Origin of the sequence: Vibrio sp. OPT24 (genome assembly GCF_015163545.1) — a bacterium.
In the GTDB taxonomy this organism is placed as follows: Bacteria; Pseudomonadota; Gammaproteobacteria; order Enterobacterales; family Vibrionaceae; genus Vibrio; species Vibrio cyclitrophicus.
In genome coordinates this window covers 310,157-332,784 of sequence record NZ_JADDYI010000020.1, presented here as the reverse complement: position 1 = coordinate 332,784, position 22,628 = coordinate 310,157, and the positions used below count along the sequence as shown (strand labels likewise).

The window sequence follows — 22,628 nt, the reverse complement described above, 5'->3', positions numbered from 1 at the left end:
CTCTTTAGGGTTTCCTTGTGAACTCCTGATATTGGAAATACTGATATCGAAAACCGTGCGTCCTTAGCTCAGCTGGATAGAGTACCTGGCTACGAACCAGGCGGTCGGAGGTTCGAATCCTCCAGGACGCGCCACTCTTTAGGGCTTCTTTCTTATGAGAATGAAATCCTTATATTGATATGTTGTTACTAACAATAAACTGATATTAAAACCGTGCGCTCTTAGCTCAGCTGGATAGAGTACCTGGCTACGAACCAGGCGGTCGGAGGTTCGAATCCTCCAGAGCGCGCCACATTATTAAAAAAAGCCTCGTTTATGCGAGGCTTTTTTTATACTTGCTGTAAAATTGTTGCTGCAATGTTAAATTTAATGATTATTTAACTTATTGTATTTTAAGTAGTTCTTGAGTACTTCCTTCTTATTCCACCTTTCTCATATCATTTCCCAGAAGAGCCCCGTTTAAGTCACAGTTTAAATATCTAAAAATGACGTATTTAACAGATTTATGTGATCTGATAGGCGAATAATTAACCTGATGTGTGCGTTATCCGTAACAGAACCTTAAACAAAATTGACAAACTTTTAGCAATCGAGATAATCCATGGGTCGGGATAACTATTCGCTGAAATCCTGCGCACATGTCAGGATGACGAAGAAAGGAAGCAACATGACTAATATTGGAAGCCTGCTAGGAGATGCGGCAACTCTAATGATAACGGGTATGTCCGTTGTCTTTATTTTCCTAACTATTCTAGTTTACCTCGTTCGGTTGATGTCAAAACTGGTACCAGAAGAAGTACCTGAACCGATCGCAGCACCTAAAAAAATTAAAAAATCACAATCAAACCCTTCAGCTGTTAGTCCACAAGTTGTGGCAGCAATTTCGGCCGCGGTTCATCAATACCGTGCGTCTACTGCTAAGTAGCATTTAAAGGATTAAAAAGGAGTTTATGAGCATGTCTAAACCACTAGCTATCACAGATGTGGTACTTCGTGACGCGCACCAGTCACTATTTGCTACTCGTATGCGTATCGAAGATATGCTGCCAATTGCGGCAGAACTGGATAAAGTCGGTTACTGGTCATTAGAGACTTGGGGCGGAGCGACGTTTGATTCGTGTATCCGTTTTCTTGGAGAGGATCCATGGGAGCGCTTGCGCGAACTGAAAAAAGCGATGCCAAACACACCAATGCAGATGCTACTGCGTGGTCAAAACCTGCTGGGTTACCGTCACTACGCGGATGATGTAGTCGAAAAGTTTGTTGAACGTGCACACCAGAATGGTATGGATGTTTTCCGTATCTTTGATGCGATGAATGATGTACGTAACTTTGAAACAGCAGTGAAAGCAACGATCGACGTTGGTGGTCACGCTCAAGGTACTTTGTCTTATACAACCAGTCCGGTTCACAACTCAGATACTTGGGTTGATTTGGCTAAACGCTTAGAGGATTTAGGGTGTCACTCTCTATGTATTAAAGATATGTCAGGCTTATTGAAGCCGTATGAAGCTGAAGAGCTGATTACTCGTATCAAAGCGTCTTGTGACGTGCCTCTAGCGCTACATAGCCACGCAACAACAGGTCTATCGACAGCAACCGCGGTTAAAGCCGTTGAAGCGGGAATCGATATTCTAGACACCGCTATTTCTTCAATGAGCTGTACCTACGGTCACACGCCAACTGAAACTGTTGTGGCGATGTTAGAGGGTACTGAGCGCGATACTAACCTTAAACTTGATCAGATTGAGCCTATTGCATCTTATTTCCGTGATGTACGTAAAAAGTACGCAAAATGGGAAGGTCAGTTAAAAGGTGTGGATTCTCGTATTTTAATTGCTCAAGTTCCTGGTGGCATGCTAACCAATATGGAAGGCCAGCTGAAAGAGCAAGGTGCGGCCGATCGTATGGATGAGGTACTGGAAGAGATACCACGCGTACGCAAAGAGCTTGGGTACATTCCTTTGGTAACACCAACTTCTCAGATTGTCGGTACTCAAGCGGTTATCAATGTGCTAACGGGTGAACGCTATAAGAGCATCACTAAAGAGACGGCTGGTCTACTGAAAGGTGAATACGGTCAAGCTCCTGCTGAAGTTGATACTGAACTGCAAGCTAAAGTTCTCGATGGTGCTGAGCCAATCACTTGTCGCCCTGCTGATTTACTTAAATCAGAGATGGATACGCTAACGACAGAGCTTTTAGAAAAAGCAAAATCAGACGGTATTTCATTAGCTGAAGACACGGTTGATGATGTTCTTACTTACGCATTGTTCCCACAAGTAGGTCTTAAGTTCCTTAAAAATCGTCATAACCCTGAAGCATTTGAGCCTGCGCCAACACTAGAAACAGCGTCTCCAGTTGCAGCAGCTCCTGTACAAGCTTCTGGTGGTATTGAAAGCTATAGCGTGAAGGTTGATGGTCAAGTTTATGATGTTGAAGTTGGCCCACAAGGTGAACTTACATCAGTAACACCATCGGCAAAACCGGCTCAAGCGACTCAAACGGCACCAGTGGCAGCGTCTGATGCGGAATCCGTACCTGCGCCATTGGCGGGCAACATCTTTAAAGTTATCGTTCAACCGGGTGCGGAGGTTGCTGAAGGCGATGTTCTGCTTATCTTGGAAGCGATGAAGATGGAAACGGAAGTTCGTGCTGCTCGTGGTGGTATCGTTCAAGAATTGAATGTTAAAGAAGGCGATGCAGTTACTGTAGGCGCTCCACTACTAAGCTTGGCGTAAGGGAGTACCATGGAAGGATTGATGACCTTATGGTCTGAAACAGGAATTGCTAACTTTGAGTTCGGCCAAATCTGTATGATGCTGGTTGGTTGCTTATTGTTGTTTTTGGCAATTCGAAAAGGGTTTGAACCTTTATTGTTGTTACCGATTGGTTTTGGTGCAGTATTAGCAAACATTCCAAATGCTGGATTTACTGAGCCTGGTGGTTTGCTTTACTACGTCTACTACGTAGGTATTGAGACGGGTATTTTTCCACTACTAATCTTTATGGGTGTTGGTGCTATGACGGACTTCGGTGCGTTAATTGCGAACCCTAAAACACTGTGGCTAGGCGCTGCTGCTCAGTTTGGTATCTTTGCAACATTATTTGGTGCAATCTTGCTGAATTATGTTCCTGGAATGGAGTTCTCGATGGCAGATGCTTCGTCAATTGCGATCATTGGTGGTGCCGACGGCCCAACTGCGATCTTCTTGGCGAGTAAGTTATCTCCTGATCTATTAGGCGCAATCGCCGTAGCGGCATATAGCTACATGGCTTTGGTTCCTATTATTCAGCCTCCAATTATGAAAGCGTTAACGTCACCGGAAGAACGTAAGATTAAGATGGCTCAACTTCGTCATGTTAGCAAAGCAGAGAAAATTCTTTTCCCGCTGGCTGTGCTATTGATGACGATTTTGTTCCTACCTTCAGCAACACCTCTCGTAGGTATGTTCTGTTTGGGTAACTTAATGCGTGAAGCTGGTGTAGTGGATCGTCTTTCAAAAACAGCCCAAAATGAACTGATTAACATCGTGACTATTTTCCTAGGTCTAGGCGTTGGTTCTAAGCTTCAAGCAGATACGTTCTTGAACCTAGAGACGCTTGGTATTCTCGGTTTAGGTGCCGTGGCGTTCAGTATTGGTACGGCCGGTGGTGTCTTGATGGCGAAGGTGCTTAACCGCTTCTCGAAAGAAGACATTAACCCACTTATTGGTGCAGCTGGTGTATCAGCCGTTCCGATGGCGGCTCGTGTTGTGAACAAGGTTGGACTTGAGGCAAACCCTCAGAACTTCTTGTTAATGCATGCAATGGGACCTAACGTGGCTGGTGTACTTGGTAGTGCGGTTGCTGCGGGTATTTTATTAGCGCTAGTAGGCTAATAAAATACTAGGTCATGTATCGTTACGTTAATTGGTCGTCAATTTACGAATGAGCGGTTAACTTAGCCTTATTAAATGGTTTATAGTCAAAGGGATGCTTTCGCATCCCTTTCTTTTTATCAATTAGGGTGTTTGCTCACTAGGGCTTTATCAATCAAGGAAATGTGGAAATGGAAAATAAACAGATAGCGATTACTCAATTCGGCGGCGTCGAAAACCTTAGTATTCAAACCCGTGCTATTCCTGAGCCTAAAGCTGGAGAAGTGGTGGTTAAAGTTTCTTTTTCGGGCATTAATCCGATTGATGTTAAAACTCGTGCAGGCCTCGGTTGGGCCGCGGCGCAGAACAAAGAGAACCTTCCTTGGGTTCCTGGTTACGACATTTCAGGGCAAATCGTCACGGTAGGCGATCAGACTGAGCACTTTGCTATTGGCGATAATGTAGCTGGCTTTATTGGTTTCCCACTGCAAGGTGGCGGCTACAGCCAGTATGTGTGTGTTCCAGAAGCAGCCTTAAGCATGGTACCTGATTCAGTTACGCTAGAAGCGGCAGCTGCACTGCCACTCGCTAGCCAAACAGCAGCACAAGCACTAAACAAAGCTGAAGTGAAAGAGGGCGATCGCGTACTCATTCTGGCGGGGGCAGGCGGCGTTGGTCACCTAGCGGTTCAAATCGCTGTGGCGGCAAAAGCTGAAGTCTACACAACTTGTAGTGAATCCAACCTTGATTACCTAGCGACATTAGGGGCTCATGCGATCAACTATAAATTTGCTCCGGCATCTGAACGAGTCTCTGATGTTGATGTTTTGATCGATCTTGTCGGTGGAGACACCGCTCTTGATGCACTGAAGTGCTTAAAAGATGGTGCAAGAGTTGTGACAGTCCCAACTTTATCTGCTGAATTGATTTGCGAAAAAGCAACATTATTAGGCTTTACTGCATCAGGTATGCTGGTTGAGCCAAACCCAGAGCAAATGGATACCATGCTTTACATGGTTAGCGTTGGATTGCTCAAAACAGAAATTCAAGGTATTTACCCGTTAGACGAAGCGCAGTCGGCTCACCTACAGGTTGAAACCGGACACACCAGAGGCAAGGTACTACTTAAAATGCAAGAAGGTTGATATGCAGTGCTAGAGTTTTTCAATTCTCTTTTTGAAAATATAGCGTTGTGGTTTTCAGATTCAGCGCTATGGGTACTCTTCATCAGTGGCTTTTTGAGTGCCACATTGTTACCCGGCGGTTCAGAAGCAAGCCTTGTGGCTGCCTTGAGCTTAGATCAGTTCTCAACATCATCGATTATCCTTTTGGCGACACTTGGCAATACCTTAGGCGGCTTGACCAATTATTGGATTGGTTTGTGGTTGCCTAACCGAACTGAATCTGAAAAACATGGTCATAAGGCTATGGCTTGGCTGAGCCGCTATGGTTATTGGACTCTGTTGTTTAGTTGGTTACCGATCATTGGTGATCCGTTGTGTCTTGCTGCGGGTTGGCTAAGAATGAAATTCATCCCTAGCGTTATCTTGATAGCAATTGGCAAGGCCGCTCGCTATAGCTTACTAGCTGCTATTTACTTCGGTTTTTTCTAAGGAGAACCTATGAAAAAGGTTTTACTTGGTACATTTTCTCTTATCGCCATCGTAGGCTGTTCTTACAATGTACCTAGCTCAACACCCTTCTTTTCTTCATTACCGGAAGGCGTCACTTTATTAGAAGAAGTTAAACCTTCCAAAGATAAAGTTGTGATCCCTTATACTAAGTATCAACTTGAGAATGGTCTAACTGTTATTCTTTCCCCTGATGATTCTGATCCATTGGTGCATGTCGATGTGACTTATCACGTCGGTTCTGCTCGTGAACAGATTGGGAAGTCGGGCTTTGCACACTTCTTTGAACACATGATGTTCCAAGGCTCTGAGAACGTCGGTGACCAGCAACACTTTAAGATTATTACCGAAGCGGGTGGTTCGCTAAACGGCACTACTAACCGCGATCGTACCAATTACTTTGAAACGGTTCCTTCTAACCAACTTGAGAAAATGTTGTGGTTAGAATCAGACCGAATGGGTTTCCTATTGGACGCGGTTTCTCAAAAGAAATTTGAGGTTCAAAGAGGCACGGTTAAAAACGAACGAGCTCAGAGTTATGAAAACCGCCCTTACGGTTTAATGTGGGAACGAATGGGTGAAGCTCTTTACCCTGAAGGCCACCCATATTCTTGGCAACCAATTGGTTATGTTGAAGATCTAGACCGCGTTGATGTGAATGATCTTAAGGCTTTCTTCTTACGTTGGTATGGTCCAAATAATGCAGTATTGACGATTGGTGGTGATATCGATGTTGATGACACGCTAGAGTGGATTAACAAGTATTTTGGTCCTATCCCTAGAGGCCCGGAAGTTAAGGCTGCAGAGAAGCAACCAGCGATACTAAAAGAAGATAAATACATCACCCTAGAAGATAATATTCGTCAGCCGATGGTGCTTGTCGGCTGGCCGACGACTTATCGCGGTGAAGAAACACAAGCGTCAATAAATGCTCTGTCTAACGTATTGGGTTCTGGTACCAACAGTTACCTGTATCAAAACCTAGTAAAAACACAAAAAGCAGTAAGCGCAGGATCTTTCCATGATTGTGCTGAACTCGCTTGTACTATGTATGTTTATGCGATGGGCAACTCGGGTAAAAAAGGTGATTTGACGGTTCTTAATAAAGAATTGATGGATACCTTAGAACAATTTTCTAAAGAGGGTGTTGAACAAGAGCGCTTAGACCAAATTACTGGTATGGCTGAAGCGGATGCGGTTTTTGCGCTGCAAAGTGTCAAAGGCAAGGTGTCACAACTCGCTTCTAATCAAACTTTCTATGGCCAACCGGATCGTATTGAATCGCAGTTAGATCAAATTCGAGCGGTTACGCCTGAAAGTGTTAGCAAAGCTTATCAAGATTTTATCGAGGGTAAGCATAAGGTGACGTTGAGTGTCGTTCCGAAAAAACAGCTCGATTTAGCGGTTCGTGAAGCCACTTTCACTACCCCCGATCGTACTCTGCCTGAATACAGCAAGGTAACGGAAGATCAGCTTGATATCAGAAAAGCACCGAATACTTTTGATCGCAGTGTGATGCCTGAAGTGAACTTTGGTGTTGAAGCAACTATGCCTGATCTTTATCGCATGCACTTTGCAAACGGTACTGACTTGATTGGTACCGAGACCAATGAAACACCGACAGTACAGCTACAAATTCAGCTTCCTGCTGGTGAGCGTTATGTTCGTCAAGGTCAAGAAGGCCTAGCAAACCTAACCGCAGCGATGATGGAAGAAGGCTCGACTCAACGAACGGTTGAAGAGTTACAAGCAATCTTAGATAAATTGGGCAGTAGCGTTAGCATAAACGCGGGCAGCTACACCACGGATATTTCTATCTCAACGTTAGAGAAAAATTTGCCTCAAACCTTAGCAATAGCAGAAGAGGTTCTATTTAAGCCTAAGTTTGATGAGCAAGATTTCGAACGCGTTAAGAAACAGATGTTAGAAGGGGTGGTTTATCAGCATCAACAACCAAGCTGGATGGCTTCTCAAGCCACACGTGAAGTTTTGTTTGGCAACAGCATCTTTGGTCGAGCTAGTGATGGTACTAAGGCCTCTTTAGAATCGTTAACCTTAGACGATGTAAAACTGTTTTACAGTCAGCACTATACTCCTGAGGGGGCTAATATTGTTATTGTAGGCGACATCTCGAAGAAAGAGGCCAGCAAGCAGCTTCAATTCTTCGAACAATGGCAAGGCGATGCGGCACCACTAACGCGTCCTCAGATCATCAAAGAGCTTTCAGGGCAACGTTTGTACTTAGTGGATAAACCAGGAGCACCACAGAGCATCGTTCGTTTAGTGCGTAAAGGTTTACCTTTCGACGCGACTGGAGAGTTGTATTTGAGCCAGCTAGCCAACTTTAACTTGGCCGGTAACTTCAATAGCCGCATTAACCAAAACTTACGTGAAGACAAGGCGTACACTTACGGTGCAAGCGGTTACTTCGCGAGTACTCGAGAAACCGGTGCCGTAGTATTTAGTGCTCAAGTGAGAGCCAATGCGACGGTTCCATCGATTCAAGAGTTTATTAATGAACTGAATGAGTTTAGTCAGAGTGGATTAACTGACGAAGAGGTGAAATTTATGCGCCTTGCCGTCGGTCAACAAGATGCGCTTAAATACGAAACACCAAGTCAAAAGGCTGGTTTGTTGAGTAATATTGTCGCATTGAGCCTAGATGAAGATTACCTACAACAACGTAATCAGATAGTTGAAACCGTCTCAAAAGAGACGTTAAACGAGCTATCGAAGAAATGGTTTGACCCGAATGATTATCAAATAATCGTTGTTGGCGATGCGACTTCGCTTCGTCCTCAATTAGAAAAGTTAGATATTCCAATAGAAGAGCTTGAAATCATTCGTTAGAGTACACATTAAAGGGGGAGGGAATAGACTCTACTTTTCTCCTCCAACCTAATTTATGATAGTTCTAATCAGAACGATATAAGATAAGTGAACTGAATTTTGACTGATTTTGCTGCGCGACTAAAGCAAGTTGCAACCAACCCTAAGACCTTCTCTCAATTTGGTCGTGGTGTTGAAAGGGAAACGTTACGCTACACGGAAGATGGGCATCTTGCTACTGGGCCGCACCCAAAGGCTTTGGGATCTGCGTTGATGAACGGATGGGTAACGACCGATTTTTCCGAGTCGCTACTGGAGTTTATTACGCCTGTTTCTAACGACGTTCCGACTCTTTTGAATCAGTTATCTGATATCCATCATTTCACACAAACCAAGTTAGATGGCGAGAAAATGTGGCCGCTTTCAATGCCTTGTTACGTAGGGAGTGAAGATGACATTCAGCTGGCGCAATACGGCACCTCTAACAACGGCAAAATGAAGACGCTATATCGTGAAGGCTTAAAGCGCCGCTACGGTAGTCTGATGCAAATCATTTCAGGTGTTCATTTTAACTTTTCTTTCCCTGAAAGTTTCTGGGATAGCTTGTTTGGTGAGCAAACAGAAGAAGCGCGTTGTGAAGCTAAGTCAGATGCGTACTTTGGTTTGATTCGTAATTACTACCGTTTTGGTTGGTTAATCCCATATTTCTTTGGTGCTTCACCGGCATTGTGCCCTTCTTTCATTAAAGGAAGAGAAACAAACCTACCTTTTGAAAAAATTGGTGAGACACTATACCTGCCAAAAGCAACGGCACTTCGCCTGAGTGATCTTGGCTACACTAACAGCGCTCAAAGTGTATTGAAAATTGGTTTCAACAGCCTAGGTCAGTACCTCGAAGGTTTGAATGAAGCGATTCGTACACCATCAGAAGAGTTTGCTGAGATTGGTACTAAGGTTGATGGTGAATATCGTCAACTTAATACTAACGTTCTTCAAATTGAGAATGAGCTGTATGCGCCAATTCGCCCTAAGCGCGTAGCGAAAAACGGTGAGAAGCCGTCTGAAGCATTGGCTCGCAGTGGTGTTGAGTACATAGAAGTTCGTTCTTTAGATGTAAACCCATTCAGTTCAGTTGGTATCAATGAGCAGCAGGTTCGTTTCCTTGACCTGTTCCTAACGTGGAGCGTGTTAACAGACTCTGCTGAGATGGATAATTGTGAGTTGGAATGCTGGCGAGATAACTGGAACAAGGTAATCTTAGAAGGTCGTCAGGTTGGTTTAGAACTGAAAATTGGTTGTGACGGCGAGAGACTATCATTACAAGACTGGGCTAAGCGTGTATTCAAAGATTTGCGTTCTATTGCTGAAATGATGGATGCAGAGCAAGGTGGCCGCGCTTACCAAGAAACTTGCGATACGCTTGAAACTTGGATTGATAATCCAGAGCTGACTATTTCAGGTCAGTTGCTTGAAGAAACCAAAAAATTAGGTGGTTTGGGTAATGTAGGTTGTGCGTTAGGAAAAACTTACGCTCAGCAACATAAAGCGCACCAGTACAAAGTGTATTCAGCTGAGTTGATGGAAGCGGAAGTTCAACGCTCTATGATTGCTCAGCAACAAAGTGAAGAAGCTAGCACTCAAGACTTTGATAGCTTCTTAGCGGATTATTTTTCGTATTTAAAAGCATAGCGAGACTTTGGTGGAAAGGAAGCAAGCCTTATTAGGTCAGCCTACTCATGCGAGTGGTAAATGGTTACCTGTCATCACTGTTGGTGTTGTCTCTAGCCTGTTGGTTGGCTGTGCAACGCCACCGCCTAAACAGCAAGATAATCTGTGTAGCATCTTCAGAGAACACCCATCGTGGTATGAAGATGCCTTGGATATGCAAGAAAAGTGGGGCACACCAATCAACGTAGCGATGGCTTTTGTGAAACAAGAAAGTAGCTTTCGTCATGATGCGCGCCCACCAAAAGATTATATTCTGGGCTTCATTCCTTGGGGGCGTGTAAGTAGTGCCTACGGTTATGCGCAAGCTCAAGATCCTGCTTGGGAAGATTTCCAAAAAGCGACCAATAACGGTGGCTCAAGAACCAACTTCGATGATGCATTGATGTTCATTGGTTGGTACACCAACGAGACGCGCCGTCAGCTTGGAATTTCTTTGTGGGATCCTTATAACCAATACCTGGCTTATCATGAAGGGCGTGGTGGTTATAAGCGTAAATCATACAACAGCAAACCATCTTTAATTAAGGTGGCTCGCAAAGTAGAACAACAAGCAAAAGATTATGGCTGGCAACTTAAACAGTGCCGCAAAGAACTGGAAGACAATCGAAGTTGGTTTTTCTAAAGCCAACCGTCATGGAGAAGAGCAATGCCTTTATTAGATAGTTTCACTGTTGATCACACACGCATGAACGCACCAGCCGTTCGTGTTGCTAAAACAATGCAAACCCCGAAAGGGGATACCATCACTGTGTTTGACCTGCGTTTTACTGCGCCAAACAAAGATATCCTATCTGAGAAAGGTATCCACACGCTTGAGCACTTATATGCTGGATTCATGCGTAATCAACTGAACGGTTCAGATGTAGAGATTATCGACATTTCACCGATGGGTTGTCGTACTGGTTTCTACATGAGCCTAATTGGTACACCTACAGAGCAACAGGTAGCGGACGGCTGGTTGGCAGCAATGCAAGATGTGCTGAAAGTTGAGAATCAAAATAAAATTCCTGAGTTGAACGAATACCAATGTGGTACTGCGGCAATGCATTCTTTGGATGAAGCGAAAGAGATTGCCAATGCGATCATCTCAGCTGGTATCTCTGTAAACAAAAATGACGAACTGGCGTTGCCAGAGTCTATGCTACAAGAGCTTAAAATCGACTAATCATTTAGATTTATTTTAAATTAGCTAGATATTAAAAGGCCCGGTTCGATGAACCGGGCCTTCTTTTGTTTATCAATCTATTTTTATCTAAGCGTGAGAGTAAGCAATTGCTCTCAACCGATAGTGGTCACTCAATCATTACCCATTCACGACCTGCGGGAACACGCGAACCAGTTTGATACGGTTCTCTTCAAGTTCTACGATTTCCATTGGGTGACTCGCAACTTGAACACTTAAGTGGCTCTCAGGAATATCTTCGAGGTGCTCTAATATCAAACCATTAAGCGTTCTTGGACCGTCGGTAGGCAGAGCCCACTGTAAGCCTTTGTTTATGTCTCTGATGTTAGCGCTACCTTCAATCAAGAAGCTCCCATCACTTTGCGGAGTGATTTCTTCCGACAAGCTAGGTGTAATTGAAGTCGTGAACTCACCAACGATCTCTTCAAGAATATCTTCTAGTGTAACCAATCCATTAATATCGCCATACTCATCAACAATTAAACCGATACGCTGTTTATTGCGTTGGAATTTCAGTAGTTGAATGTTGAGTGGTGTCGCTTCAGGGATAAAATAGATCTCATCTGCAGCACGTAACAGCGTCTCTTTATTGAACTCGTTTTTTTCAAGCATCAAACGATAAGCTTCTCGCAGTCTCAGCATGCCAACCACTTCATCTATTTGATCGCGGTATAACACGATACGGCCATGAGGTGAGTGAGTCAGTTGGCGGACGATTGATTTCCAATCATCATTGATGTCGATGCCGGTGATCTCATTACGTGGCACCATGATGTCATTCACGGTGACGTGCTCTAAATCTAGAATAGAGACCAACATATCTTGGTGACGCTGAGGTATTAAGCTTCCCGCTTCATTTACCACGGTTCTCAGCTCTTCTGAGCTTAAGTGGTCGGTTGCATCGTGACTGGCTTTGACTCCTAAGATACGAATGAACCCGTTAGTAATGAAGTTCACTAAAATCACCAGTGGTGACAGTACCTTCATCAGTATCATCAATAGAATACTGCTGGCGTAAGAGACACGTTCAGGAAACAGAGAGGCGATGGTTTTTGGGGTGACTTCGGCAAACACAAGGATCACGAGAGTCAGGACACCTGTAGCGATAGCCACACCGATATCCCCGTAGATGCGCATACCTAGAATAGTCGCGATCGCTGATGCTAGAATATTGACGAGATTGTTACCGATGAGAATGAGGCCAATCAATCTGTCTGGGCGGTTCAGAAGTTTTTCTACACGCTTCGCACCTTTATGACCCGTATTGGCCAAGTGCTTTAAACGGTAGCGGTTCAAGGACATCATGCCCGTTTCGGAACCAGAAAAATAACCAGAAATTACAATGAGACACGCGAGTAGCGCAAATAAGATACCCGTTGATATGTCGTCCAAAACTATTCTTTTCCTATTTGTGTATCTTGATTAATTTATGACCGAACATGGCCGAGATGTCAATTGAATGTCTTGCACTCAATATATTAAAGGCAAGGTACACGAGACCTTGCCTTTATTTTACAGATTAGTTCAGGATTATTTCTTGAACGAAGCGACTACCGAAGTAGGCTAATGTCAGCATGCTGGCACCTGCTAAGGCGAACCAAGTCACTTTTTGTCCACGCCAACCTTTCTGGTAGTGACCCCACAAAAGGATGGAGTAGATAACCCAAGCGATAAAAGACAATACAGCCTTGTGTGCTTTTCCTTGAGCAAACATATCTTGTACGAAGATAAGGCCAGTCAATAAAGTACCCGTTAATAAACCATTACCAATCAAAATGATCTTGAAAAGCTGCCTTTCCACCATCATTAAAGGAGGTAAGTTAGGGTTTATCACTAGGGCTTTCTTCTTTTTAAGTTTGTGATCGAGCCAAGCGAGCTGTAGGGCGTATAGCGCACCGATGGTAAGCGTTGCGTACGAGAACAACGCCAAAGATATGTGTACGAGCAGTTTTGGATCGTTCTCTAAATGTTTGATGAAGGTGCTTGGAAGAAAAGTGGCCGCCATCAAATTCAACGCAGCGAAGCTATAAACAACGGGCAAGATGAACCACAAACGGGTTTTGAGCATGGCACCGCTCATTACCACAGAGATAATTAAACTGATTAATGAAGCAACGTTCAAGATACTTAGGTTTTGGCCACTGGCATTAAAAATCAAATCGCCAAGCAACAAAGCATGAAAAACTAGAGCAAGTAATGCGCTGATAAGCACCGTTTTTACACGGATCCCTGTTTGGTGCACGAGACCTGGAATGATCGTGGAAATCGCCATTATATAAAGAAAGGCTGCTGCGATCGCAATAAGACTGTCCATGGTATCCATTTAAATGATTACTAATTGGCGAATTATACCTCGCATCGCTCTTTGGGGCTATGGTGAACCTCATTCAATTCCAAGTGAATAATGTCTCACATCACAAGCACGGATGATTAACGCTCTACAACGGGTATGACTCTAATCCGCGCTAATGTATACTCACAGTAATAGTCGCAGTTTTGAGCGAAGAGAAAACTATGTTTGATAATTTAACGGATCGTCTATCCAAAACGCTGAAGAACATCAGCGGTAAAGGTCGTCTGACCGAAGACAATATTAAAGAGACGCTGCGTGAAGTACGTATGGCGCTACTTGAAGCCGACGTTGCATTGCCAGTTGTCCGTGATTTTGTTAAGCGCGTAAAAGAAGGCGCTGTGGGTGTTGAGGTATCTAAATCTCTAACACCGGGTCAAGAATTCATTAAGATCGTTCAAGCTGAACTTGAAGCGGTGATGGGTGAGTCTAACGAAGCTCTTAATCTAGCAGCGCAACCGCCAGCAGTCATCTTAATGGCGGGTCTACAAGGTGCGGGTAAAACCACATCGGTAGGTAAGTTATCTAAGCTCCTGACTGAGCGTGACAAGAAGAAAGTATTGGTTGTGTCTGCCGACGTTTACCGTCCTGCGGCGATAAAACAACTTGAAACGTTAGCAAGCGATGTGGGCGTAGACTTCTTCCCGTCTTCAGCGGATCAAAAGCCTCTTGATATTGCAAACGCTGCAATCGACCATGCGAAGAAAAAATTCTACGACGTGCTGCTTGTCGATACGGCGGGTCGTTTAGCTATCGATGAAGAGATGATGGGCGAAATCAAAGAGCTTCATACGGCAATTAAGCCAGTAGAAACTCTATTCGTTGTTGATGCTATGACAGGTCAAGATGCAGCGAACACGGCTAAAGCCTTTGGTGATGCTCTACCACTAACCGGTGTTATCTTGACGAAAGTTGATGGTGATGCGCGTGGTGGTGCTGCACTGTCTGTTCGTCATATCACGGGTAAACCGATTAAATTCTTAGGTGTTGGTGAAAAAACTGATGCACTAGAACCGTTCCACCCAGATCGTGTTGCTTCTCGTATCCTAGGTATGGGCGACGTACTGTCTTTAATTGAAGACCTACAAAAGAACGTTGATACCGAGAAAGCAGAGAAACTGGCGAAGAAGTTCAAAGAGAAGAAAGGTTTTGACCTAGAAGACTTCCGTGAACAGCTTGGTCAGATGCAAAATATGGGCGGCATGATGGGCATGATGGATAAGCTTCCAGGTATGTCTCAGCTACCAGATAACGTTAAAGATAAAGTTGATGACAAGATGTTCAAGCAGATGGAAGCGATCATCAACTCTATGACAATGAAAGAGCGTCAACGCCCTGACCTAATCAAAGGCTCTCGCAAAAAGCGTATTGCTGCTGGTTCTGGTACTCAGGTACAAGATGTAAACCGTATGCTTAAACAGTTCACCCAAATGCAGAAGATGATGAAGAAAATGCAAAAAGGTGGAATGAAAGGCATGATGCGCAACATGCAAGGCATGATGGGCGGCGGTGGAGGTATGGGCGGAATGGGTGGTGGTTTTAACCCGTTTGGTCGATAATCTACAAATGTAACCTTTAGCTACGTTACTTTTCATAGTGTTAGCCGTGTCACAGAAAGTGTTCGGCAGCTATGTTGGTGAAAAAATAGCTAAAGCCCTTGCATTGCACCGGAATAAGAGTAAAATTCCGGGGCTTTAATTTGGCACGAGACCCCAAGCTATTTACTTATACTTGGGGTTAATTATTTTATTAAGAAAGCAAAGAGGACGACATGGTAACCATTCGTTTGGCACGTCACGGTGCAAAGAAGCGCCCATTTTATCAAATCGTAGTTGCGGATAGCCGTAACGCTGCAACTGGCCGTTTCATCGAGAAAGTAGGTTTCTTTAACCCTACTGCTCAAGGTCAAGAAGAAGGTCTACGTCTAGACCTAGATCGTGTTAACCACTGGGTTGGTCAAGGCGCATCTCTATCTGATCGTGTAGCTAAGCTAGTTAAAGACGCTCAAAAAGCGGCTTAATTCTTTTTTAAAGAGAAATAGCTTATGTCGATGAAGGGTAAAGAAACTATGAGCGAGCAAAACAATAGAATTGTCATGGGTAAACTTGGGTCTACCTATGGTATTCGTGGCTGGCTTAAAGTGTTCTCCTACACAGACAATGCTGAAAGCATATTTGATTACAGCCCTTGGTATTTAAACCTAAAGGGTAAGTGGGTTGAGTACAAAGTTGAGAGCTGGAAACGTCATGGCCAAGGTTATGTATGTAAGCTAGCGGGATTAGATGTTCGTGAAGACGCGCAACTGATGACTAACTTTGAAATTGCTATTGACCCTGCTTCGTTACCTGAATTGTCAGAAGATGAATTCTACTGGCGCGAATTGTTTGGTATGCAAGTTTTTACAACTAAAGGCTACAACCTTGGTGAGGTCACTGACCTGTTAGAAACTGGCTCGAACGATGTTCTAGTAATCAAAGCAAATCTTAAAGATGCTTTTGGCCAAAAGGAACGGTTAGTACCGTACCTTGAAGAGCAAGTGATCAAGAAAGTTGATCGCGAAGCTCGCCGGATCGAAGTTGACTGGGATCCTGGATTCTAACTCCAAATTACAGAGCGAGAGAACACATGTGGGTTGGCGTAATTAGCCTGTTTCCTGAAATGTTCCGTTCTGTTACTGATTTTGGAGTAACAGGTCAAGCGGTTAAGAAAGGTCTTTTATCTATTGAGACATGGAATCCTCGTGATTTCACTCATGATAAACATCGCACTGTTGATGACAGACCTTACGGTGGTGGTCCTGGCATGTTAATGATGGTTCAGCCTTTGCGCGACGCTATCAAAACTGCCAAGCAAGCAGCACCGGGGAAGACGAAAGTTATCTATCTTTCACCTCAAGGTCGTAAACTCGACCAAAAAGGTGTTGAAGAGCTGGCAACAAACGAGAATTTACTTCTTATTTGTGGTCGCTATGAAGGGGTAGATGAGCGCATCATTCAATCTGAAGTCGACGAAGAATGGTCGATTGGCGATTTTGTGATGACGGGTGGTGAGCTACCAGCCATGACGTTGATTGATTCAGTATCTCGGTTTGTTCCGGGTGTACTTGGAGATTTCGCTTCAGCAGAAGAAGATTCTTTTGCAAATGGTTTGCTAGATTGTCCCCATTATACGCGCCCTGAGGTGCTAGACGATAAAGATGTGCCATCGGTACTCAAGTCTGGAAACCATAAGGATATTCGTCGCTGGCGGTTGAAACAATCGCTGGGCCGAACTTGGCTAAGAAGACCAGAACTCCTGGAAAACCTAGCTCTGACTGACGAACAGGAACAATTACTGGCTGAATTCATTAAAGAGCATCGCTCTTAACGAAAAGCAAGCAGTAACCTATTAAATTTAGTATCAGTTTATTCTAGGAATTTATACAAATGAGCAACATCATCAAGGCTCTTGAAGAAGAGCAACTAAAATCAGACCTTCCTAAATTCGCACCAGGTGACACTGTTGTAGTTCAGGTTAAGGTAAAAGAAGGTGACCGTGAGCGTCTACAGGCTTTCGAAGGCGTTGTAATCGCTATTCGTAACCGTGGTCTACACTCTGCATTTACAGTTCGTAAGATCTCGAACGGTGAAGGCGTAGAGCGTGCGTTCCAAACTCACTCTCCAATGGTTGATAGCATCGAAGTTAAACGCCGTGGTGCAGTACGTCGTGCCAAGTTGTACTACCTACGTGAGCGTTCTGGTAAGTCAGCTCGTATTAAAGAGAAGCTTACTAAGAAGTAATTCTTTTTGCATTCTATCGATAAAAGCGGAGCCATTTGGCTCCGCTTTTTTGTGCCTGCTACTTAGCGTATCGTAGGTAGGAGATCCCCAGCTCGCTCATCTCTTGCTCTTGAGGGTTACGGACAAAACCTAAACTCATATTTAACCGTCATTCCCTAGACTGACGAAGGAGTAGGGAATCTCTACTAGCGCCATGTTAGAGACAATAAAAAAAGGACTGACGTTAAACGCCAATCCTTCAAATTCTATTCGCTATTCGCTTAGTACGGATCTTCTGACCAACCATCGCTATCCGACATATCCGGTGCGCCAGCGATACTGTTCTCTTCGTCTGCCCATTCTCCAAAATCAATCATCTGACATTGCTTGCTGCAAAACGGGCGATGTGGGCTTTGTTCACCCCATTCAACGTCAGCATTACATTGAGGGCATTTAACGATGGTGATTTTTTTCGACATAGTGATTCTTTATTTGGAGGTACAATAACAATGAGTTTGGGCCTGAATAAGTACTCAAGCCAAACGATAAAAGACAATTAATTAGGTGCAGATTGCTAATTCAAATTCGATATCTTGAGTGCAGGCTTGTCCAGTCTCAAAGCTCATAAATTTCACGGCAAAACGGTTTTTGTGCCCCGAGATCATCGGGTAGGCGCCGTATTGCATTGGAATAGAAAGACGTAGGATATTCGCTTCATCAGCATCGCTCTGGAAGAAACCAGCACGCGCAATTTGATCTTTAAAGTGACCTGTTTCTCTGGTTAGTTTCAGCCATAGCGTTAGCGCCTCATACAAAGGCTGTAGGCTATCCATCCACGTTTTGGCGTCTCTCATTCTCTTATCGAGAGGGAGGTGTAACCAATAATGTAGCGCAGGTAAATCAAAGCAACATGAGCCACCAGGTAGGTTAAAGCGTTGACGAATAGCACTTAGGAAGCGGTCTTCTTTAAGTGACTGGCCAAAACGCTCTGCCTGCATCAATTCACGATAGATATTGCTAATGTCGTTGAGCAGTGAAGTCAGCATTTCTTGATCGACACCTTCAACATCTAACCAGCTTTTGTAGGTTACACGCTGCTTCTCAATATCTTTTGCGAGCTCGCTTTTGAGTTGGATCTGTTCAAAGATTTCAATCAAATCAAAGATCGAACGGAAAAAGAGTTGATACTGTTGAGCATCGGAAAATGTAGAAGACAAGTGTAGCTGCCTCAAGAGTGATTCAACTCTTAAGTAGATTCGTGTTTTCTCATTTAGAGGATGTTCAAATTTGTGGGTGATCATCGAGCAAACCTTCATTCAACATTGTTCTATTCTGACCCATCTACTGTACTGATTGCCAGATACTTTTGATGTAAATCTGTGATTTGAGGCAAAAGTTCTTGGTTTTTAGTATGGTTTTTAATCACATCATCTGCAACTGCTAAGCGTTGTTCTCTTGAAGTCTGTGATTTTAAAATTGACGCAACTTGTTCCCTAGAAACGTTATCACGATTCATCGTACGCTCTATTTGTACTTCTACTGGCACATCAACAATTAATACGCGATCAGCCATGCCTTGCATATGGTTTTCGATTAATAGAGGTGCTACTAATAAAGCATAAGGAGAGGTCACTTTAGACAGGTCACTGTCAATTTTATCGCGGATCATGGGATGAAGGAGGTCATTGAGCCACATCTTCTGTTTGGGATCTGAGAAGATTAGCTCACGCAGTTTACTTCGGTTGAGCGTGCCATCTTCAAGTAAGATAGCCTCCCCAAAATGAGCAGTAATCTGTTTGAGACCTTCGCTGCCCAGTGCTACGACTTCACGAGCCACAATATCAGCATCGACAATATCAATATTAAAATGTTCGTTGAAGAGGTTAGCCACGGTGGTTTTGCCACTGGCGATACCACCACTTAATCCTATGATCGTTGCCATGGTTAAATTCCTAGTACAGAAGTGAAATACCAACCCATGATGTCGTTACCCCACATCAAGCTTACCCATCCCGCAATCGCAAGGTAGGGGCCAAACGGAAAGGCTTTATCTATGCCTTGTTGCTTCAGTCGCAGTTGAATCAATCCGAACACAAGGCCCACTAGCGATGATAGAAGGATGATCATTGGTAGATGTTGCCAACCAAGCCATGCCCCTAATGCCGCTAGCAATTTAAAATCACCGTACCCCATCCCTTCTTTGCCAGTGAGCAGCTTGAACAGCCAGTAAACAGACCAAAGTGCTAGGTAACCAGCCATCGCTCCAACGACGGAATCTTGCAGCGATACCGGGCTGATATTAAACAGTGCTAAAGCGATACCAGACCAAACTAAAGGCAAGGTGATTTGATCTGGCAATAACATAGTATCGAGATCGATAAAGGTCGCGGTAATCAAAGCAAAGGTGAAAAATATCAGCGCAATCGCGTAATAACTGAAACCAAAGTGGCTAGCGACTACGGTACAAAGTATCGCCGTAAGCAGTTCGACCAAAGGGTAGCGAGCACTGATTGGGTTAGCACAACTGTGGCACTTGCCCTTTAGGAATAACCAGCTTAATACCGGGATGTTGTCGATTACTCTTAGTTGGGTTTTACACTTAGGGCAAGTAGAGCGAGGAATGCTGAGGTTAAACTTCCCCTCTGGTGCTGGAATTTTATATTGAGAGAAATACTCCGAGCACTCTTGTTGCCACTCTCGCTCCATCATAATCGGTAAACGATGTATGACCACGTTGAGAAAACTACCGATAAGAAGGCTAAAAATGAAAGCTAATACGGGGAATAGCCAAGGATAGTAGTGAAATACTTCCATAGTGTCCTTTACCACTTGATCAAGGTGAGCAGAGGTTTCTACTCATGGGTGTTTAGTCGCTTTTAACTATCCTAACACACTCATAAGATTAAAGATTGGTAAGTACATCGCGACAACAAGCCCACCCACAACCGTACCTAAAAACACGATGATCAGTGGCTCTAAAATTTTGCCTAAGTTGTCGACGGTATTGTCGACTTCAAACTCATAGATGGAAGCGACTTTATTCAGCATATCATCAAGGTTACCTGACTCTTCACCAATCATCACCATCTGTAACACCATTTCAGGGAAGGCATTGGTATTGCGCATTGCAATATACATCGGCATACCCGCGGCTGTTTCTCGGTGTACTTCGATGATCGCAGATTCATAATGCAGATTACCTGCAGTCTTTGCGGTGGTTTTGAGGCTCATTAAGATGGGAATACCAGAGCTAAAGCTGGTTGATAAGGTGCGGCTGAACTTGGCGATAGAGGCCTTTGCCATTACGCTACCAAGTACAGGAAAGCGTAACACTAAGCGGCTGGCTGATAGTCGAATCGAGTAAGAACGTTGGCACAGTTGATGAACAACCAGCGTGGTAGCCCCGATGCCTAGGGCGGTATAAAAACTGTAAGCTTGCATCCAATGAGACAGGTCGAGGACTTGTTGGGTGAACCAGGGAAGATCGGCACCAAAGCCTGAAAACATCGATTCAAACTCTGGGATGACCATGGTTAGCATGAGATAGGAGACGGTCAGCGCAACCGTGACCACCATTGCTGGATAGATAAGCGCTTTCACCACCTTAGCTTTTAACTGTTCACTTTTTTCACGATATGTCGCTAAGCGTTCAAAGACTTGTGCGAGGTTGCCGGAAAGCTCTCCGGTGGCGACTAGGTCGGTGTAGAGATCGTCAAAGTGGCGGCTTGCGGTTCTCATTGCTTTTGAGATTGGCGTTCCGGCTTCTACACCTTTGCAGATATGCGATAAAATAGATTTCATTTCTGCTTTACGATGATTATCTGATACCAACTTTATGGCTTGCACGATAGGCACACCCGTAGCGAGCATGGTAGCAAGCTGTCTCGTCAAAATAGTGATGTCTTTGGCTTTGACTCTATGGGTTAAACGAGTGATTGCGGAGATACTTTTCTTTTTGATTTTCTTAATTTGGATATGTTGCTCTTTGAGCTTCTCTCGCACTTCTAATTCGGTGAGCGCTAAGCTCTGCCCAGACATTTTCTTGCCAGAACTATTGATTCCCTTCCAATGGTAGTTTTTTAGTTGTGATTGTTTGCTTTTACTACTCATTTTCGCTCCGTGAATTATAGGTATAGAACACGTTGTAGCTCTTGATAGCTGGTGGTGCCTTCAAGCAGTTTATCTAGCCCTGACTCTTGCAGAGTGCGCATGCCTTCTCTACGCGCGAGATCTTCAATCGCTAGCGCATTGGGTTTGTTGATAAGGCTGGTTTTTAGCTTGTCGGTAAACGGCATCACTTCATAGATACCGACTCGACCTGAGTAACCTTGGTTACATTCATTACAGCCTTGAGAGTTGGCTTTGTAGATGGTTTGGCTGTTTGGGATAGAGTGGCGCAGATAAATGTCTGGTGAGTCGTCTGCGGTTTTACAGTGGTTACACAAGCGTCTCGCAAGACGCTGAGCAATAATCAAGCTCAAAGACGAAGCAAGGTTGAAGGGCTCGATTCCCATATGAGCAAGCCGGGTCACGGTTTCTGCGGCTGAGTTAGTGTGCAGTGTTGAAAGTACTAAATGCCCGGTTTGGGAGGCTTTGATCGCGATTTCGGCGGTTTCTAAATCTCGGATTTCTCCAACCATCACGATGTCTGGGTCTTGTCGTAAAAACGATCGTAGTGCCTCGGCGAAACCAAAGCCAATCTTAGGCGTCACTTGTACCTGATTGATGCCACACAGGTTAATCTCTACAGGGTCTTCAGCTGTTGAGATGTTGCGTTCAGAGGTGTTGAGTACTCGAAGTCCAGTATAAAGAGAAACCGTTTTACCGCTGCCGGTTGGCCCGGTCATTAAGATCATCCCTTGCGGGCGCTTTAGTGCATTGAGGTAGAGGGCTTTTTGAGCCTCGCTGTAACCGAGCTTATCGATATCGAGATTGGCCGCACTGCTATCAAGCAATCGCAGTACGATCTTTTCTCCCCACAATGTTGGCAGCGTAGACACACGCATATCAATTGCCAGTTCGTCATTTAAACGCAGTTTGATACGACCATCTTGAGGCAAGCGACGTTCGGCAATATCGAGTTTAGCGAGGATCTTTAAGCGAGCTGACAGACGACGGCTTAAATGAGAGGCGGGCTGTTGGATCTCGACAAGAATGCCATCACAACGTAGGCGAACTCGGTAATGCTCTTCGTAAGGTTCGAAGTGGATGTCCGATGCGCCTTTACGCACCGCATCAACCAGAATCTGATTGATAAAGCGACTCACAGGAGAGTCATCTTGGCTGAGA

22 protein-coding genes and 2 tRNA genes are annotated in these 22,628 nt (G+C 44.3%); 16 read left to right on the top strand and 8 right to left on the bottom strand.

The annotated features are described in order from the left end of the window. Positions 1-57 precede the first annotated feature (57 nt). From IQO02_RS07145 to luxS, 11 genes are all read left to right on the top strand, one after another. Positions 58-134, top strand: a tRNA-Arg gene (locus IQO02_RS07145). Positions 135-215: 81 nt separating this feature from the next. Then, a tRNA-Arg gene (locus IQO02_RS07140) sits at positions 216-292 on the top strand. A gap of 375 nt (positions 293-667) precedes the next feature. Next, on the top strand, positions 668-925 hold the full coding sequence (locus tag IQO02_RS07135; protein WP_010435831.1) for an oxaloacetate decarboxylase subunit gamma: 258 nt from the start codon (positions 668-670) through the stop codon (positions 923-925). 31 nt (positions 926-956) lie between these two features. Further along, positions 957-2,741 (top strand): sodium-extruding oxaloacetate decarboxylase subunit alpha, encoded by a 1,785-nt coding sequence (oadA, locus tag IQO02_RS07130; protein WP_016768196.1) that lies wholly within the window; start codon positions 957-959, stop codon positions 2,739-2,741. Positions 2,742-2,750: 9 nt separating this feature from the next. Further along, entirely contained in the window at positions 2,751-3,881 is a 1,131-nt protein-coding gene (locus IQO02_RS07125) for a sodium ion-translocating decarboxylase subunit beta (protein ID WP_010435846.1), read from the top strand. Between the two features lie 170 nt (positions 3,882-4,051). Next, a complete protein-coding gene (locus IQO02_RS07120) occupies positions 4,052-5,005 on the top strand; it encodes an NADP-dependent oxidoreductase (RefSeq protein ID WP_016783766.1) in 954 nt (317 codons plus the stop codon). A gap of 6 nt (positions 5,006-5,011) precedes the next feature. Next, positions 5,012-5,473, top strand: coding sequence for a YqaA family protein (locus IQO02_RS07115; protein ID WP_010435850.1), 462 nt, complete (start codon positions 5,012-5,014; stop codon positions 5,471-5,473). Positions 5,474-5,482: 9 nt separating this feature from the next. After that, positions 5,483-8,341, top strand: coding sequence for a M16 family metallopeptidase (locus IQO02_RS07110; RefSeq protein ID WP_102282759.1), 2,859 nt, complete (start codon positions 5,483-5,485; stop codon positions 8,339-8,341). A gap of 99 nt (positions 8,342-8,440) precedes the next feature. Beyond that, positions 8,441-10,009, top strand: a complete 1,569-nt coding sequence (gene gshA / locus IQO02_RS07105) for a glutamate--cysteine ligase (RefSeq protein ID WP_010435871.1) — start codon at positions 8,441-8,443, stop codon at positions 10,007-10,009. Between the two features lie 10 nt (positions 10,010-10,019). Next, positions 10,020-10,670: a hypothetical protein gene (locus IQO02_RS07100; protein ID WP_010435873.1), complete on the top strand. Its 651-nt coding sequence runs from the start codon at positions 10,020-10,022 to the stop codon at positions 10,668-10,670. A gap of 24 nt (positions 10,671-10,694) precedes the next feature. Next, positions 10,695-11,213: an S-ribosylhomocysteine lyase gene (luxS, locus tag IQO02_RS07095; RefSeq protein ID WP_010435876.1), complete on the top strand. Its 519-nt coding sequence runs from the start codon at positions 10,695-10,697 to the stop codon at positions 11,211-11,213. Positions 11,214-11,351: 138 nt separating this feature from the next. On the opposite strand, the gene IQO02_RS07090 is transcribed toward luxS, so the two are convergent. Both IQO02_RS07090 and IQO02_RS07085 read right to left on the bottom strand, forming a co-directional pair. Then, positions 11,352-12,623: an HlyC/CorC family transporter gene (locus IQO02_RS07090; protein ID WP_010435880.1), complete on the bottom strand. Its 1,272-nt coding sequence runs from the start codon at positions 12,621-12,623 to the stop codon at positions 11,352-11,354. Between the two features lie 127 nt (positions 12,624-12,750). Further along, entirely contained in the window at positions 12,751-13,545 is a 795-nt protein-coding gene (locus tag IQO02_RS07085) for a cytochrome C assembly family protein (RefSeq protein ID WP_010435882.1), read from the bottom strand. A 200-nt stretch (positions 13,546-13,745) separates the two neighbouring features. On the opposite strand from IQO02_RS07085, the gene ffh reads away from it, so the two are divergent. From ffh to rplS, 5 genes are all read left to right on the top strand, one after another. Next, positions 13,746-15,140 (top strand): signal recognition particle protein, encoded by a 1,395-nt coding sequence (gene ffh / locus IQO02_RS07080; protein ID WP_010435884.1) that lies wholly within the window; start codon positions 13,746-13,748, stop codon positions 15,138-15,140. Positions 15,141-15,352: 212 nt separating this feature from the next. Further along, positions 15,353-15,601 (top strand): 30S ribosomal protein S16, encoded by a 249-nt coding sequence (rpsP, locus tag IQO02_RS07075; protein WP_004410028.1) that lies wholly within the window; start codon positions 15,353-15,355, stop codon positions 15,599-15,601. A gap of 24 nt (positions 15,602-15,625) precedes the next feature. Continuing rightward, positions 15,626-16,180 (top strand): ribosome maturation factor RimM, encoded by a 555-nt coding sequence (gene rimM / locus IQO02_RS07070; RefSeq protein ID WP_016768202.1) that lies wholly within the window; start codon positions 15,626-15,628, stop codon positions 16,178-16,180. A gap of 26 nt (positions 16,181-16,206) precedes the next feature. Then, positions 16,207-16,947 (top strand): tRNA (guanosine(37)-N1)-methyltransferase TrmD, encoded by a 741-nt coding sequence (gene trmD / locus IQO02_RS07065; RefSeq protein ID WP_010435912.1) that lies wholly within the window; start codon positions 16,207-16,209, stop codon positions 16,945-16,947. 59 nt (positions 16,948-17,006) lie between these two features. Then, positions 17,007-17,360 carry a 50S ribosomal protein L19 gene (gene rplS, locus IQO02_RS07060; protein WP_004735514.1) on the top strand — a complete coding sequence of 118 codons (354 nt, stop codon included), beginning with the start codon at positions 17,007-17,009 and terminating at the stop codon, positions 17,358-17,360. Between the two features lie 260 nt (positions 17,361-17,620). On the opposite strand, the gene yacG is transcribed toward rplS, so the two are convergent. The 6 genes from yacG to IQO02_RS07030 form a co-directional block, all read right to left on the bottom strand. Beyond that, on the bottom strand, positions 17,621-17,818 hold the full coding sequence (gene yacG / locus IQO02_RS07055; RefSeq protein WP_010435916.1) for a DNA gyrase inhibitor YacG: 198 nt from the start codon (positions 17,816-17,818) through the stop codon (positions 17,621-17,623). Positions 17,819-17,899: 81 nt separating this feature from the next. After that, on the bottom strand, positions 17,900-18,640 hold the full coding sequence (gene zapD / locus IQO02_RS07050) for a cell division protein ZapD (protein WP_010435917.1): 741 nt from the start codon (positions 18,638-18,640) through the stop codon (positions 17,900-17,902). A gap of 26 nt (positions 18,641-18,666) precedes the next feature. Beyond that, on the bottom strand, positions 18,667-19,281 hold the full coding sequence (coaE, locus tag IQO02_RS07045; RefSeq protein WP_065099652.1) for a dephospho-CoA kinase: 615 nt from the start codon (positions 19,279-19,281) through the stop codon (positions 18,667-18,669). A gap of 2 nt (positions 19,282-19,283) precedes the next feature. Then, entirely contained in the window at positions 19,284-20,153 is an 870-nt protein-coding gene (locus IQO02_RS07040) for a prepilin peptidase (protein ID WP_016793488.1), read from the bottom strand. A gap of 66 nt (positions 20,154-20,219) precedes the next feature. Then, positions 20,220-21,449, bottom strand: coding sequence for a type II secretion system F family protein (locus IQO02_RS07035; protein WP_193838521.1), 1,230 nt, complete (start codon positions 21,447-21,449; stop codon positions 20,220-20,222). 14 nt (positions 21,450-21,463) lie between these two features. Continuing rightward, positions 21,464-22,628, bottom strand: a 1,165-nt coding sequence (locus IQO02_RS07030) for an ATPase, T2SS/T4P/T4SS family (RefSeq protein ID WP_228006020.1), incomplete at its 5' end; no start/stop codon positions are given.